This window comes from Paenibacillus apii (assembly GCF_011043685.1).
GTDB classification, from domain to species: Bacteria; Bacillota; Bacilli; order Paenibacillales; family Paenibacillaceae; genus Paenibacillus_AQ; species Paenibacillus_AQ sabinae.
Genome location: NZ_JAAKGU010000004.1, coordinates 394,473 through 408,786 on the forward strand (window position 1 = coordinate 394,473; position 14,314 = coordinate 408,786).

Annotated in this window: 15 protein-coding genes; all 15 read left to right on the forward strand. The window is 55.8% G+C overall.

The genetic code is table 11. The annotated features are described in order from the left end of the window. Positions 1-32 precede the first annotated feature (32 nt). The 15 genes from cobK (at position 33) to G5B47_RS12145 (ending at position 14,284) form a co-directional block, all read left to right on the forward strand. Entirely contained in the window at positions 33-809 is a 777-nt protein-coding gene (gene cobK / locus G5B47_RS12075) for a precorrin-6A reductase (RefSeq protein WP_165098238.1), read from the forward strand. A gap of 269 nt (positions 810-1,078) precedes the next feature. Continuing rightward, positions 1,079-1,729: a precorrin-8X methylmutase gene (locus tag G5B47_RS12080; RefSeq protein ID WP_165098240.1), complete on the forward strand. Its 651-nt coding sequence runs from the start codon at positions 1,079-1,081 to the stop codon at positions 1,727-1,729. A gap of 17 nt (positions 1,730-1,746) precedes the next feature. Then, positions 1,747-2,856: a cobalt-precorrin-5B (C(1))-methyltransferase gene (locus tag G5B47_RS12085; RefSeq protein WP_165098242.1), complete on the forward strand. Its 1,110-nt coding sequence runs from the start codon at positions 1,747-1,749 to the stop codon at positions 2,854-2,856. Beyond that, entirely contained in the window at positions 2,849-4,102 is a 1,254-nt protein-coding gene (gene cbiE / locus G5B47_RS12090) for a precorrin-6y C5,15-methyltransferase (decarboxylating) subunit CbiE (protein ID WP_165098244.1), read from the forward strand. Before G5B47_RS12085 ends, cbiE begins: the two co-directional genes overlap by 8 nt. After that, complete coding sequence (gene cobI, locus G5B47_RS12095; RefSeq protein ID WP_165098246.1) at positions 4,099-4,821, forward strand: precorrin-2 C(20)-methyltransferase; 723 nt, start codon at positions 4,099-4,101, stop codon at positions 4,819-4,821. The genes cbiE and cobI overlap by 4 nt, the downstream gene beginning before the upstream one ends. After that, positions 4,821-5,615 (forward strand): precorrin-4 C(11)-methyltransferase, encoded by a 795-nt coding sequence (cobM, locus tag G5B47_RS12100; RefSeq protein ID WP_165098248.1) that lies wholly within the window; start codon positions 4,821-4,823, stop codon positions 5,613-5,615. The genes cobI and cobM overlap by 1 nt, the downstream gene beginning before the upstream one ends. Next, a complete protein-coding gene (locus G5B47_RS12105; protein ID WP_165098250.1) occupies positions 5,608-6,717 on the forward strand; it encodes a cobalt-precorrin 5A hydrolase in 1,110 nt (369 codons plus the stop codon). Before cobM ends, G5B47_RS12105 begins: the two co-directional genes overlap by 8 nt. Then, positions 6,714-8,126 (forward strand): cobyrinate a,c-diamide synthase, encoded by a 1,413-nt coding sequence (locus G5B47_RS12110; RefSeq protein WP_165098252.1) that lies wholly within the window; start codon positions 6,714-6,716, stop codon positions 8,124-8,126. The genes G5B47_RS12105 and G5B47_RS12110 overlap by 4 nt, the downstream gene beginning before the upstream one ends. Then, entirely contained in the window at positions 8,113-8,670 is a 558-nt protein-coding gene (gene cobO, locus G5B47_RS12115) for a cob(I)yrinic acid a,c-diamide adenosyltransferase (RefSeq protein WP_328804519.1), read from the forward strand. The genes G5B47_RS12110 and cobO overlap by 14 nt, the downstream gene beginning before the upstream one ends. 25 nt (positions 8,671-8,695) lie before the next feature. Next, positions 8,696-9,316, forward strand: a complete 621-nt coding sequence (gene cobU / locus G5B47_RS12120) for a bifunctional adenosylcobinamide kinase/adenosylcobinamide-phosphate guanylyltransferase (protein WP_165098313.1) — start codon at positions 8,696-8,698, stop codon at positions 9,314-9,316. A 15-nt stretch (positions 9,317-9,331) separates the two neighbouring features. Further along, on the forward strand, positions 9,332-10,291 hold the full coding sequence (cbiB, locus tag G5B47_RS12125) for an adenosylcobinamide-phosphate synthase CbiB (RefSeq protein WP_165098315.1): 960 nt from the start codon (positions 9,332-9,334) through the stop codon (positions 10,289-10,291). Further along, positions 10,288-11,061: an adenosylcobinamide-GDP ribazoletransferase gene (cobS, locus tag G5B47_RS12130; protein ID WP_165098256.1), complete on the forward strand. Its 774-nt coding sequence runs from the start codon at positions 10,288-10,290 to the stop codon at positions 11,059-11,061. Before cbiB ends, cobS begins: the two co-directional genes overlap by 4 nt. Positions 11,062-11,077: 16 nt before the next feature. Then, positions 11,078-12,199 (forward strand): threonine-phosphate decarboxylase CobD, encoded by a 1,122-nt coding sequence (gene cobD, locus G5B47_RS12135; protein WP_165098259.1) that lies wholly within the window; start codon positions 11,078-11,080, stop codon positions 12,197-12,199. Then, positions 12,184-12,780 (forward strand): histidine phosphatase family protein, encoded by a 597-nt coding sequence (locus G5B47_RS12140; RefSeq protein ID WP_165098262.1) that lies wholly within the window; start codon positions 12,184-12,186, stop codon positions 12,778-12,780. Before cobD ends, G5B47_RS12140 begins: the two co-directional genes overlap by 16 nt. Positions 12,781-12,793: 13 nt before the next feature. Continuing rightward, complete coding sequence (locus tag G5B47_RS12145; RefSeq protein ID WP_165098264.1) at positions 12,794-14,284, forward strand: cobyric acid synthase; 1,491 nt, start codon at positions 12,794-12,796, stop codon at positions 14,282-14,284. Positions 14,285-14,314: the final 30 nt, after the last annotated feature.

Sequence of the window (14,314 nt, forward strand, 5' to 3'; positions counted from 1 at the left end):
TGACATCAAGAGCATGTTGAGGAGGAAACGATTTGATTTTTGCCCTGTGCGGTACAAGCGATGCGAGAGAGCTCGCTGCTTTGATACAACAGAACGGATTTGAAATATTGACATCGGTGGTTACCGATAGTGCGGCGAAAAGCTTGCAGGAAGCCAATCTGCCCGTGCGTGTCGGGCGTCTGGCCAAGGATGAAATCGTGACGCTGATACGCCGGGAAGAAGTCAAGGCCATTGTTGACGCGAGCCATCCGTTCGCCGAAGAAGCGCACAGGAATGCGATGGAAGCCGCGAAAGAAGCCGGTATTCCCTATATTCGTTTTGAACGGGCGTCCTTGGTTTACGGTGACGATCCGAAGCTTACGGTTGTTTCTTCCTATGAAGAAGCGGCGTTAGAAGCCAAGAAGCGCAAGGGCTCCGTTATGCTGACCACCGGCAGCAAGACGCTGCATATTTTTTCCAAGTATCTGCTTGGAGATTCGGACATCCGTCTGGTGGCCCGCATGCTGCCCCGGCGCGATAATTTGGAGAAATGCGAAGAGCTCGGCGTGGAGCAGAAGAATATCATTGCTCTGCAAGGACCGTTCACCCGGGAGCTGAATGAAGCCCTTTACCGGCAGTACGGCACGACGGTGATGGTCACGAAAGAGAGCGGCAAACCCGGAGCCGTTGACGAGAAGATTGAAGCCGCGCTGAAGTTGGGCATACAGGTAATATTAATTTCCCGGCCGGAAATTAATTTCGGCGCCGTGTTTACGGAATTCCAAGGCGTTATTGAGGAGTTACAACAAGTTGCCCGTTTAATAAGATGAACTTGAAAAAATGACATCAGGGTAAGGAGTAACGAAGGGGAAGTTTGGAACTGTAGGAGCGATAGCGACCGCCCGAAAGCTTTCCGAAGGAAAGCTCGCTTCGAAAGCATAAGCTGTCTCCGGATTTCATCCACGAAGGATGGTATAAATCAAGAAATCTGCAGACAACAGCGGCCGGAAGTCCAAACATTTCTCGAAGTTGCGAACGACACATAAATTGGAAAATCTCAAGTTCATTTTATATCATTCGAATACAAGGGAGAAATGTTATGGATTTTAAGACAGAGTTTAAACCGCTGACGGTGCAGCCTCAGGAAATTGAGAGCAAAAGCTTCGAGATCATCACGGAGGAACTGGGCGAACATCCCTTTACACCCGAGCAGTATCCGGTTGTTCAGCGAATTATCCATGCCTCGGCGGACTTCGAGCTTGGCAGGAATATTGTGTTTCATCCGGAAGCGATTGAAGCGGGAATAGCGGCCATCCTTGGCGGAAAGAAAATCGTCGCCGATGTGCAGATGGTCCAGGTTGGGATCAGCAAGCCGCGTATAGAGCGGTTCGGCGGAAGCGTCAACGTCTACATTTCGGACCCCGATGTGATGGAGGAAGCGAAACGGCTGAACACAACCCGCGCCATCATCTCCATGCGCAAAGCGGTGCGTGAAGCGGAGGGAGGAATTTACGCCATCGGCAACGCCCCTACCGCCCTGCTTGAATTGATGCGCATGGTCAAGGAAGGCGAAGCCAAGCCGGGTCTGATTATCGGCATGCCGGTAGGTTTTGTGTCCGCAGCGGAATCGAAGGACGAGCTCCGCAAACTCGATATTCCGTACATCACCAATCTTGGGCGAAAGGGCGGCAGTACGGTTGTGGTGGCGGCTGTCAACGCTCTTACCATTATGGCGGAGAAAAAAGCGTAAATCAGGGAAGGGATCTCATGAGCGATTTTGTGGAACCGGAGAACAATCCGAAAGAGATGCGGCACGGATATACAACAGGCGCCTGCGCGGCGGCTGCGGCGAAAGCCGCGGTTATGATGCTGGCTACCCAAATCCGGGTTAATGAATCGACCATCTGGCTGCCCGCCGGATTTTTCCATACGTTTACCATCATAGATGGTGAATTCACTGCGGATATGGCTCAGTGCGCTACGATCAAGGACGCGGGCGATGACCCGGACGCCACCCATAAGGCGAGGATTGTCGCTATGGCGGGATGGACGGACGGCAGCGGCATCGAACTGGACGGCGGCGTCGGGGTGGGGCGTGTCACCAAGCCGGGGCTTCCTATTCCGGTAGGCGAAGCGGCCATTAATCCGGTTCCCCGCCGGATGATCCGGAAGGAAGTACAGGAAGTCTTGGAGGAGTACGGCATAGACCGGGGCGTTAAAGTGGTGATTTCCGTACCCGGTGGAGAAGAAATCGCCAAGAAGACCTTGAACGGACGGCTGGGAATTGTCGGCGGGATATCGATTTTGGGCACGCGAGGAACGGTAGTACCTTTTTCCACGTCCGCGTATAAGGCGAGTATTATTCAAGCCATGCAGGTGGCGAGGGCTTCCGGCTGCACTCAGGTTGTCCTGACCACAGGAGGCAGCAGCGAGAAATATGCGATGAAGCTAAACCCCGAGTTGAGTGAAGAGGCTTTTATCCAGATGGGCGACTTTGTCGGCTTCTCCTTGCAACATGCCAAACGTCTCGGAATGAGAACCGTAAGCCTTGTCGGTATGATCGGCAAATTCTCAAAAGTGGCACAGGGCGTAATGATGGTTCACTCCAAAAGCGCCGCCGTCGATTTCGGTTTTCTGGCTAAGGCCGCTGCCGAGACGGGCGCGTCGCCCGAACTGCAGGAGGCGATTCTGGAGTGCAACACGGCGACTCAAGCCGCCGACCTCGTTACCGAGGCGGGTCTGCCCGGTTTTTTTGATAAATTATGCGAATACGCCTGCCGTCACTGTCTTGAGCATATCGGGGGAGGAGTAACGGTAGAGGTCGTGCTGGTCACGATGAAAGGCGAGATATTGGGGAGGGAGCAACGGAGTGGATAGGCGCATCAAGATTATTGGTATCGGAGACGAAGGCCCTGCGGGTCTGTCCGCAGCTTCCCTCGAACAGATTCATCGGGCGGATGTGCTTGCCGGTGGTGAGAGACATTTGTCCTTTTTCCCCGGTCACAAGGGAGAAGCCATTATATTGAAGGGCGGTCTGGGAAGCACTGTCGAACGGCTGGCTGAACTAAGGACGGACAAAGATGTCGTCGTGCTGGCTTCCGGTGATCCGCTGTTTTACGGTATCGCGAGTTTCATGGTGAAGAAGCTGGGCGGGGATGCGGTGGAGATCCATCCTCATATAAGCTCGGTGCAATTGGCCTTTGCCAGAATGGGCGAAAGCTGGCAGGATGCCGCAGTGGAAAGCGTCCATGGACGGACGATGAAAGGGCTGGCACAGAAAATCAGCGGCAAAGAGAAGATTGCCCTGCTGACCGATCACGAGAACAGTCCGCCTTCAATTGCCCGTTATCTGATCGATTTTGGGATGAATGAATATGAGGCTTTTGTTGCGGAAAATTTGGGCGGCGAGCATGAGAGATGCGGATTCTGGACGTTAGACGAAATGTCCCGGACGGAGTTTTCACCCCTCAATGTCGTCATTCTGCGCCGAAAGCCTGGGGTTGCGGCACCGCAGTTCGGATATGGCATAGAAGACGAGGAATTTTATCAGCGCAAGCCTGAAAAAGGATTGATTACCAAAAAGGAAGTCCGGGTACTCAGCCTGGCCGAGTTAAAGCTTAAGAAAGACAGCATCGTTTGGGACATTGGAGCCGGCTCCGGATCGGTCGCTGTTGAGTGTACGCTGTCTGCTCCGTACGGGCAGGTGTTTGCCATCGAGAAAAATGCCGGAGACATAGAAAATATTGAGCTGAACCGGAAGAAATTCCGTGCCGATTTCACGGTGATTCATGACAAGGCCCCGAATGGCCTTGATCAGCTTCCCGATCCGGATGCGGTGTTTATTGGCGGCAGCGGAGGGGAACTGCGGGAGCTGATCCGGATCTGCTGCTCCAGGCTGAAAGCGGGAGGGCGAATGGTCGTGAACGCGGCTACGATTGAGACGCTATCCGAATCCCGGCAGGCGCTTGCCGATCACGGCTTCGATTCCCGGATTACGCTGGTGCAGATTTCGCGCAGCAAGCCGATTTTGAACATGACCCGCTTCGAGGGACTCAATCCCATTTATGTGATCACCGGCTTTGCGAAGCCCGGAAGTGAAAGAGGGGGAACCGAACAATCATGACAACGACAGCAGTAAAAACAGGAACCTTATACGGGATCGGCGTAGGCCCGGGTGATCCGGAGTTAATTACGGTTAAAGCGTTCCGCCTGATGAAAGAATGTCCGGTGATTGCCTATCCCAAGAAGCGGATGGGAGGCAAATCCTACGCGCTTGAAATCGTGGAATTATATATTAATACAGCGGAGAAAGACATGCTAGGGCTTGTGTTTCCCATGACAAAAGATCAAGACACGCTGGACAGGGAGTGGAGCCGGACGGTTGCCCAGTGCTGGGAGCACCTGAAGGAAGGGCGCGATATCGCTTTTGTGACGGAAGGAGATCCCAATCTGTACAGCACCTTTATTCACATGGCCCGCCTGGTGAAGGAACTCTATCCGGAAGTCCCTGTTGTTTCCGTTCCGGGCATTTCCTCCGTCCTGGGAGCTGCCGCCCGCCTCGGACTCCCTCTGGCCGACGGTGATGAACAGGTGGCGATTGTGCCCGCCCGAAATGATCGATTCGCAATGAAAAAAGCCCTTGAAGACCATGACGCGGTTGTGTTCATCAAAGTGGCCAAAGTGCTGGATTTGATCATCGATCTATTGGAGGAGATGGAGCTTGCAGACAAAGCTTCGGTGGTCATGAAAGTAACCTCTTCCGATGAGCTGATCTGGCGGAATGTGCGGGAATTAAAGGGGCAGGAGCTTGAATATTTGACGTTAATGGCGGTGAAAAAATAGTGGAGCTCGAACCGAGAGTGTATATTGTCGGCGCCGGTCCGGGTGATCCGGACCTCATTACGGTCAAAGGCCTGAACATCCTGATGAACGCAGATCTTGTCCTGTATACCGATTCGCTCGTAAACGAACAGCTTATCTCACGTGCGGGCAGCCATGCTAAGGTACTGCAAAGCTCCGGGATGGATCTGGAGCAGATGGTCGATGTGATGGCGGAGGCCGTCCTAGCCGGAAAAAGCGTAGCCCGGGTCCATACCGGCGACCCGGCCGTTTACGGCGCGATCCTGGAGCAGATGGTTCTGCTGAAGCAGCGCGGGATCGCCTACGAAATCGTGCCGGGCGTCAGCTCCGTCTTCGCCGCGGCTGCCGTGCTGGGCGCCGAGTTGACGGTGCCGGATTTGACCCAGACGGTCATTCTGACCCGGGCTGAAGGACGGACGCCCGTACCGGAGCGGGAGAAGCTCCGTGACCTCGCCTCCCATCATTGTACGGTCGCCCTCTTTTTAAGCGCTACGCTTGCGAAGAAAGTGGTCAAAGAGTTTATAGAGGCGGGCTGGTCGGAGGACACACCGGTCGCCGTCGTGCAGCGGGCCACATGGCCGGATCAGAAAATCGTGCGCACGACGCTCCGAAATCTCGACAGCGATTTGCGGCAGGCCGGAATTCGCATGCATGCCATGATCCTGGCGGGTTGGGCACTTGACCCGGGAATGGTTGACCGGGACGATCACCGTTCCAAACTATATGACAAGTCGTTTACCCACGGTTACCGGAAAGGGCTGGCCGCCAATGACTAAGCCTTACGCCGCCGTCGCGATCACCAAGCATGGGGTGGAAATGGCCCGGTCCCTGGCCGGGGATTTCCCGGGAACCGACCTTTATTATATGAGTAAATTCGCCCGGGGCGACGAGACGGAGCTCGGGTACAGACTATTCGAAGGTTCTGTCAAGCTGATCCTGCCGGACCTGTTCAAAGCCTACAAAGGTCTAATTATCTTCATTTCCCTTGGAGCCGTCGTTCGCATGATCGCCCCGATTCTGGAAGACAAGAAAAAAGACCCTGCAGTCATCGTGATCGATGATCGTGGCCAGCATGTGATCAGCGTGCTTTCGGGCCATCTGGGCGGCGCCAATGCGCTGACGCTGGAGGTGGCGAAAGCGCTCGGCGCCCGTCCTGTCATCACGACAGCGTCCGATGTGCAGGGGACGATCCCGGTCGATTTGTTCGGACGCGGCTTCGGCTGGGAGATCGAAAGCTTCGACAAGGCGACGACCGTCAGCGCTTCGGTGGTCAATGAGGAGCGGATCGCCGTTGTGCAGGAAGCTGGCGAGACGCAGTGGTGGACCTATGACAAGCCGCTGCCGCCGCATATTGCCGTTTACGGTCACGCCAGAGAGGCGATGCAGGCGAAGTTTGACGCGGCGCTGGTGGTTACGGATCGGCTGCTGAAGGCCGGGGAAGAAGCGGCGCTGCTGAAGAACGGGGTGCTGTACAGGCCCAAGACGCTTGTCCTCGGCATCGGCTGCAATCGGGGGACATCGGCGGAGGAGATCGAGCATACGATCATAAGCACGCTGTCTGAGCTCCGTCTGTCTATCAAGAGTGTACGCAATGCGGCCACCATTGTGCTGAAACAGGATGAAGAAGGGCTTCTCGAAGTCTGCCTGAAGTATAAGTGGAAGCTTGATCTGTATACGCCGGACGAGCTGAATGAGGTTCCTCTTCGAAATCCGTCCGAAATGGTGTACAAATATACGGGCGCATACGGGGTCAGCGAGCCTGCGGCGCTCCGCTCATCCGGAGCGGCGGATTGGGTGCTGGAGAAAAGGAAGAGCGGTAACGTCACCATTTCCATTGCCCGCGTTCCATTCCCATCTGGTGGGCAGGTGAGGATATGAGCGAGAACAGAAACCGGATCATCATTGCGGGGACAGGCAGCGGCGCCGGTAAAACAACGGTGACGATCGGGTTAATGGCCGCGCTGAAGCGCCGGGGTCTTCGGGTTCAGGGATTCAAGTGCGGCCCGGATTACATTGATCCGACCTATCATACCGCCGTAACGAGCAGGCCGCCCTGCAACCTGGATACCTGGATGCTGCCCTATGATATCATGCGTGAAATTTTTCTCAGAGCTTCCGAAGGAGCGGATCTGTCTGTCATTGAGGGCGTCATGGGGCTGTACGACGGGAAGGACCCGTTGTCCAATACCGGTTCGACAGCCGAAATTTCCTCCTTGCTGGAGAGTCCGGTCATTCTCGTTGTGAATGCGCAGAGCATGGCCCGCAGCGCAGCCGCTGTCGTGTTGGGGTACCAGAAGCTGGATGAAAGCATCCGTATTGCCGGAGTTATCGTTAACAAGTGCGGAAGCAAGGGGCATTATCAGCTCGTCAAAGCCGCGATTGAACAGGAATGCGGCATTCCCGTTGTCGGCTGGCTGGGGCGGGACGAGGGGCTGAGCATTCCCGAGCGCCATCTCGGTCTCGTTCCGGCCATTGAGCGGGGAGAGCTGGACGGTTTGTTCGAACGGGCGGCCGATTTGATCGAAGGCGGCGTGGATATCGAGTTGGTGCTATCCCTGGCGGGTACGGCCCCGGCGCTCGCCTGGCCGAAGGAACGGCTGTTCACCGGCGGGCCGCACCAGAACCCTGGTCCAGCGATTGCCGTCGCCCGGGACGCAGCGTTCAACTTCTACTACCGTGAGAACCTGGAACTGCTTGAGCAGTTTGGCGCCAGGCTGGTGTATTTCAGCCCCCTGGCGGGCGATACCGTGCCGGGCGATGCGGACGGTGTATATCTCGGCGGCGGATTCCCCGAGGAGTTTGCCGCTGAGCTAGCGGCGGATCAGCGTGTAAAGCGGGATTTGCAAGCCCGCGTTCAGGAAGGGCTGCCGATCTTCGCCGAGTGCGGAGGGTACATGTATCTCACCCGTTCGATTACCGACCGTGCGGGAGCTGCCCATGCCATGGTCGGGCTTATCCCGGCGGACGTTACGATGCAGGATAAGCTTGCTGCTCTGGGCTACCGAGAGGCCACGGCGCTCCAAGACTGTCTGCTTATGGAAGCGGGCGAGGTTATCCGAGGCCATGAGTTCCATTATTCCAAACTGACGGCGGACCAGGAGAATTACCCTTACCTGTATGAAACAAAAGGTCTGCGCGGAACGGGACTCGAAGGATACCATTCGGAAAATGTGATGGCAGGCTACACGCATCTCCATTTTGCATCCAATCCGAATGTCGCGGAGCGCTTCGTACAGCGCTGCTTACAATACAGCCGGAAAAGAGGCGAGGCCAGTGGAACAGTCTGACCGGAGAGCGAACCGCAAGGGCTATACTCTTGTCTATACAGGCGACGGCAAAGGCAAAACGACAGCCGCACTGGGGCTCGCGCTGCGGGCTTCGGGACGCGGTTACAAAGTGCTGATTCTGCAATTTATCAAATCACCCCAGAGGACATACGGAGAACATATCGCTCTTCGTAAACTGGGTGTGGAGATCCGGCAGCTTGGCGTGGGATTCACCTGGACGAAGACGCCGGAGGAGCACCGCACCGCTCTGCGGGAGGCTTGGTCTTCGGCCAGAGAAGAAGTGCTTGGCGGCGATTGGGATGTAGTGGTGCTGGACGAAATCAACAATGCGCTGGCGATCGAAAGATTCCCGATTGACGACGTTCTTCCCCTTGGCGAAGTGCTCGATTTAATCAGGCAAAGGCCGAAGCATTTGCATCTGGTTCTGACCGGACGCCAGGCCAAACCGGAAATTCTGGAACTGGCGGATCTGGTGTCCGAGGTTCAGGCTGTTAAGCATTATTACAATGATGGAGTACCCGCGGTTCTCGGGATTGAATATTGACCTTGGACGCGGCAGGGAGGAAATGATGGTTGAAGCGGAGTCCTATGAAAAAAAGCTGATTCTTGCCACCGGAGGGGCGCGCAGCGGCAAGAGCCGTTTTGCCGAACAGTATGCCGGGGAACTGGGACTGACTCGGAAGCAGGAAGTCGTGTATGTAGCCACATCCCAGTTATATGATGACGAGATGAAAAGGCGGGCGGCATTACACCGGGACCGGCGGCCCGCGGAATGGCGGACGGTCGAAGAGCCGTATGAGCTGGAATCCGTCATCCGGCGGCTGTCGGAAGAACCGGTATCCGTTGTCCTGATCGATTGCATTACCTTATGGATTTCGAACCTGCTGTTACAGCCGGATGAAGAGGGACAAGAGCGCTGGATGCGGCCGGAGCACAGCGAAGCTATTCTTGGGCGGACCCGGGAGCTTGCCCGCCTGCTGAAACGGGCTCCGTTTCATGCGGTTCTCGTCACCAATGAAGTTGGCGACTCGCTCGTTCCCGAATATCCGCTCGGCAGAGTGTACCGCGACCTAGCCGGGCAGGTGAATCAGGCGCTTGCGGAACAGGCTGATGAAGTCTTTCTGGTCGTTTGCGGAATTCCTTTGAATTTGCGGGAAGCGGCTTGGCGGTTCGGCGGAAAGGGGCAGTAACTCTTGCAAGGAATTATGTTTGTGATTACAGCGATTGTCATTGATCTGCTGGTCGGTGACCCGCGCGGCATCCCGCATCCGGTGATCGGAATAGGGAAGATCATATCCGGCACGGAAGCGGCCCTGCGGAAATGGGGAACAGGGAGGGCGAAGGAGAGAGCGCTTGGCGTGCTCCTTGTCCTGATCGTACTGTCCGCCGTGTACGCCGCCGCTGTACTGATATTATGGCTCGCCGGTCTCATTCACCCTGTTATCCGGTCTTTGGTGGCGGTCTGGCTGATTTCAACCACGATTGCCATCAAAGGCCTGGGTGACGCAGCCATGCAGGTATTCCGCCCTTTGGTCAAGGGAGATTTGGACAGTGCTAGAACCTATGTCGGCTACATTGTGGGCAGGGAAACGCATGCTTTATCGGAACGGGAAGTCACGAGAGCCACCGTAGAGACGGTTGCCGAGAATATTGTCGATGCTGTGGTTGCTCCCTTATTTTATGCGCTGCTAGGCGGGGCTCCCCTGGCTTTACTGTATCGTGCGGTGAATACCCTCGATTCGATGGTCGGCTATAAGAACGATAAATACCGGTATTTCGGCTGGGCCTCCGCCCGGCTTGACGATGTGCTGAACTATATCCCCGCCAGAATAACGGGGCTGCTGCTCTGGGCTGCGGCGCTTATGACGAAAGGGCTGAATGCCGGAAGGGCCTGGCAGGTCATGCGGCGCGATGCCGCGAAGCATCCGAGCCCGAACAGCGGCATCCCTGAGGCCGCTGTCGCCGGAGCGCTTGGGATTCAGCTCGGCGGGTTCAACAGCTACGGCGGCATTGTTTCGGAGAGAGCCAGAATGGGAACCGCCACCCGGGAATTGGCAGCGGAAGATATCCGGCAGACGATAAAGATTCTAAGGCTGACAGCGGCAATCATCATGATCCTGCTTCTGCTCGCGGCGGGAAGTCTTTTTATTGGAGAGATAAGATGAGACAATGGCTGGTTTCTTTAATTGTGGCGTTTCAGTTTCTTACCCGGCTTCCGATTCCTGTTCAAGTGGAATATGACAAGCGCTATGTGAGCCGGAGCGTATTATTTTATCCAGTTGTGGGTTTTGTCATCGGCTCTATACTTTATTTGGCTTCGCTGATGCTGACATCCGGCTCGGCTCCTCTCGATGCGGCTGTAGTGCTGCTCATTTGGACCCTTCTGACCGGAGGGCTGCATTTGGACGGTTTGATGGATACGGCCGACGGACTCGGAAGCCATCGGCCGCGTGAACAGATGCTGGCGATTATGAAGGACAGCCGTGTCGGCGCAATGGGTGTCTTGGCCGCATTCTTCGTGCTGCTGATCAAGTGGGCCTCTCTCTGGACCCTGATTGACAGACTGCGAGAGGGCTCGATATACGGAAGCATGCTGCTCTGCGTGCTCCTAACCGTTCCGGCTGTGAGCCGGGGGGCTATGGTGGCTGCCATTGTCCGGCGGCCTTATATTGGAGGGGAACAAGGCATGGGAGGGCTGTTCCGGGAAGCCCGTGCCGGTTATCTTGCAGGAGCCATACTGCTGCTGCTATTCCCGGTTATTCTCCGGCCTTCCTTCGGATGGATCTGGCTTACCATCATTCAGGCCGCTGCCGCCTGGCTGCTGGTCCGTCATTTTGTCCGGCGGCTTGGAGGGTTAACCGGGGATACATATGGGGCTTTAAACGAGCTGGTAGAGACCGTAGGTCTCCTGGCTGCGGTATATATCTCGTTCTAGAACAGGAGGAAAAAGGATGCTGGAACGAAACGGCCATGGAGGGGACTTGACTACGGCGGTTGAACTGTTCGGAGTACCGGCCCGGGATTTGCTTGATTACAGCGCGAATATTAATCCCTTGGGACCGCCGCCGGGGTTAAAGGATGTCCTTCATGAGGAATGGGCGGGGCTGGTTCACTATCCTGACCCTGAATCCCGGGAACTGCGAAGAGCTATTTCGCAAAAATACAATATTGAGCCTGCATCCATTCTGATTGGCAACGGGGCTGCCGAAATCATTGATTTGATCGTTCGAGGGTTTAAGCCGGGGAAAGTGGCGGTGGTCGATCCGGCGTTTCTGGAATATGCCGAAGCCGCGTTAAAAGCCGGTGCCGAAGTTCTATCCGTTCCCGCCTCTGCGGACGACGGCTTCGCCATTCCCGAAGAAGCGCTGTTCGCCGCCTGCGAAGAAGCGGACCTGCTGTTTATTGGGCAGCCCAACAATCCTACGGGACAGTGGTTGAACAAGGAAGCAGTGGTTCGTCTTGCGGACACAGCCGTAACATATAATACCGTCGTTGTGCTGGATGAGGCATTTATCGACTTTTTCGAGGACGAGCGCGAGCTGTCTTTCATTCGCGAGGCGGCTACCTCAAGGCATGTGATCGTTATCCGGTCTATGACCAAATTTTACGGCATCCCCGGATTGCGCCTTGGTTATGCCTCCTCCCATCCGGACAATATCTCGTTCATTCGGAAGCTTCAGGTGCCTTGGAGCGTAAATCATTTGGCGCAAAAAGCCGGGGTGTACGCATTAAACCAGAGCGAATACGAAACGCGCACAAGGCAGCTCGTAGCCGTGGAGCGGGCTTGGCTTGAAGAGGAATTAAAGCGAATCGGCTGCCTGCCGTATCCAGGAAAAGCTAATTTCATGCTGGTCCGCACCGCTGCGTCCGGGCCGGATGCCTCAGAGCTCCAGCTTATACTGGGAAAGCAAGGCATTTTGATTCGCCTCTGCACAGGCTTTACCGGTCTAGATACGCGATACTTTCGGATTGCGGTTAGAACATGTATGGAGAATGAACGCTTGATTGCCGCGCTGCGCGGCGCTCTCTGCAATCAGCAAGGAGCGGAGGAAGTCGATTGGCCGTCCCGCTAACCAAGATAATATTTGCCAGGCATGGAGCTACGGATTGGAATATACAGCAGCGCTACATCGGCCATACGGATCAGCCGCTGAATGAGCGGGGCAGGAAGCAGGCGAAGGAACTCGGCAGCGCCTTGGCGCATTTTCATTTGGATGCCATTTATTGCAGCGATCTGCGGAGAGCCCGCGAGACAGCCTGTGAAGTGCAGCGGGCGGTTTGCGGCGCAGGGGGAAACCGGCCTCCGCTGATCGCGGATGCAAGGCTGAGAGAAACGGATTTCGGCTGTATCGAAGGATTAACTTATGAAGAAGCAATGGCCCGCTTCCCCGAAGAAATGACCCGGTGGTACGAACAGATCGAGACGCGGACCCCGCCCGGCGGGAAAGAATCGCTATCCGATGTCCGCAGCCGGGTGTGCCATTTTATGAAGGAAGTGAGCGGGCAGGATTACAGCAGGATTCTGATTGTTACCCATGGCGGAGTCATTAATTCATGGCTTGCGCATATTAGGAAGAAGCCATTCTGGGAGAATCCCCTTAAGCATGGGGAGTGGACCGAATGCGAGGGTCAAGAGGTGAGGGAAACTGAGTAAAGCGAAAACGATCATGTTCCAGGGAACGGCGTCCGACGTAGGCAAGAGCATTATCACCACGGCAATCTGCCGAATTTTGGTTCAGGACGGGTTCAAGACGGCGCCTTACAAGTCGCAAAATATGGCGCTGAACTCCTATGTTACCTTGTGCGGCAAAGAGATCGGCCGGGCGCAGGGCGTTCAGGCGGAAGCCTGCGGGATTACGGCTACGACGGACATGAACCCCATTCTTATCAAACCGACAAGGGATATGACCGCCCAGGTTGTCGTTCACGGCAGGCCGCATGCGGAAATGAGCGCCCGGCGCTATCGTGAGGAATATTTGCCCATAGCGGGTACGATTGTGCGAGAGGCCCTTGACCGTTTGAAGTCCGAGTATGAGGTAATCGTCATCGAAGGGGCGGGGAGCCCGGCGGAAATCAATTTGAAGGACCGGGATATTGTCAATATGCGGCTGGCGGAGTGGGCGGATGCTCCGGTTGTTCTCGTTGCGGATATTGACCGAGGCGGTGTGTTTGCCGCGATCGTCGGAACGTTGGAGCTGCTTGAAGAGCATGAACGGAACCGTGTAAAAGGCTTCATTATCAATAAATTCCGGGGGGATATCGCGATCCTGCAGCCCGGGCTCGACTGGCTGGAGCAGCGTACGGGGATACCCGTCCTTGGCGTGGTCCCCCACCTGAACGGGCTCGATATCGAGGCAGAAGATTCGGTGGCCCTGGATCACCAGGCGGATAACCTGAATCCGGATGCCGACATCGATGTCGCTGTCATCCGGCTGCCCCGGATTTCCAACTTTACGGATACCGACCCGCTTGGGGCTGAACCGGATGTGCAGGTGCGTTATGTACAGAGTCCGGAGGAGCTGGGCAATCCCGATGTCATTCTGCTGCCCGGAACGAAGAACACACTGGCTGACCTGGGATTTTTGCGGGAATCGGGACTGGCGGAAGCCATAAGCAAAAAGGCCGAGTCCGGTACCCGTCTAGTGGGCATTTGCGGCGGATACCAGATGCTGGGGGCGAGGCTGAGCGATCCCCATCAAGTGGAGTCGGAGGAAGGCGAAGCGGCCGGACTGGGATTTTTGCCGGCGGAGACGGTCTTTTATTCGGATAAACGAACGGAGAGAGTCCGGGGAACTGTAGCTTGCAATCATCCGGAATGGCTGGAACTGCAAGGTATTTCCGTTGAGGGTTACGAAATACATATGGGCAGAACGGAGAAACTGGAGCCCATAGAAGGGCTGTTTCAGATCGGCGGTCATGAAGACGGCATGCTGTCGGCTGACGGAAGGATCTGGGGCACTTATCTGCACGGGATATTCGAAAACGATGAATTCCGGCGTACATGGCTTAACCTGATCCGGCAGGAAAAAGGACTTGTCTCTCTTGAAACGGACATTCATTTCCAGAGCCGCAAAACAGCCGCGTTCGACCGATTGGCCGACCATGCCAGAGCGCATCTCGATATCGGCAAAATTTACCGGATTGCCGGATTAAAATAAGAAGGAGCCCGAGCAATCGCGATAGCGTGA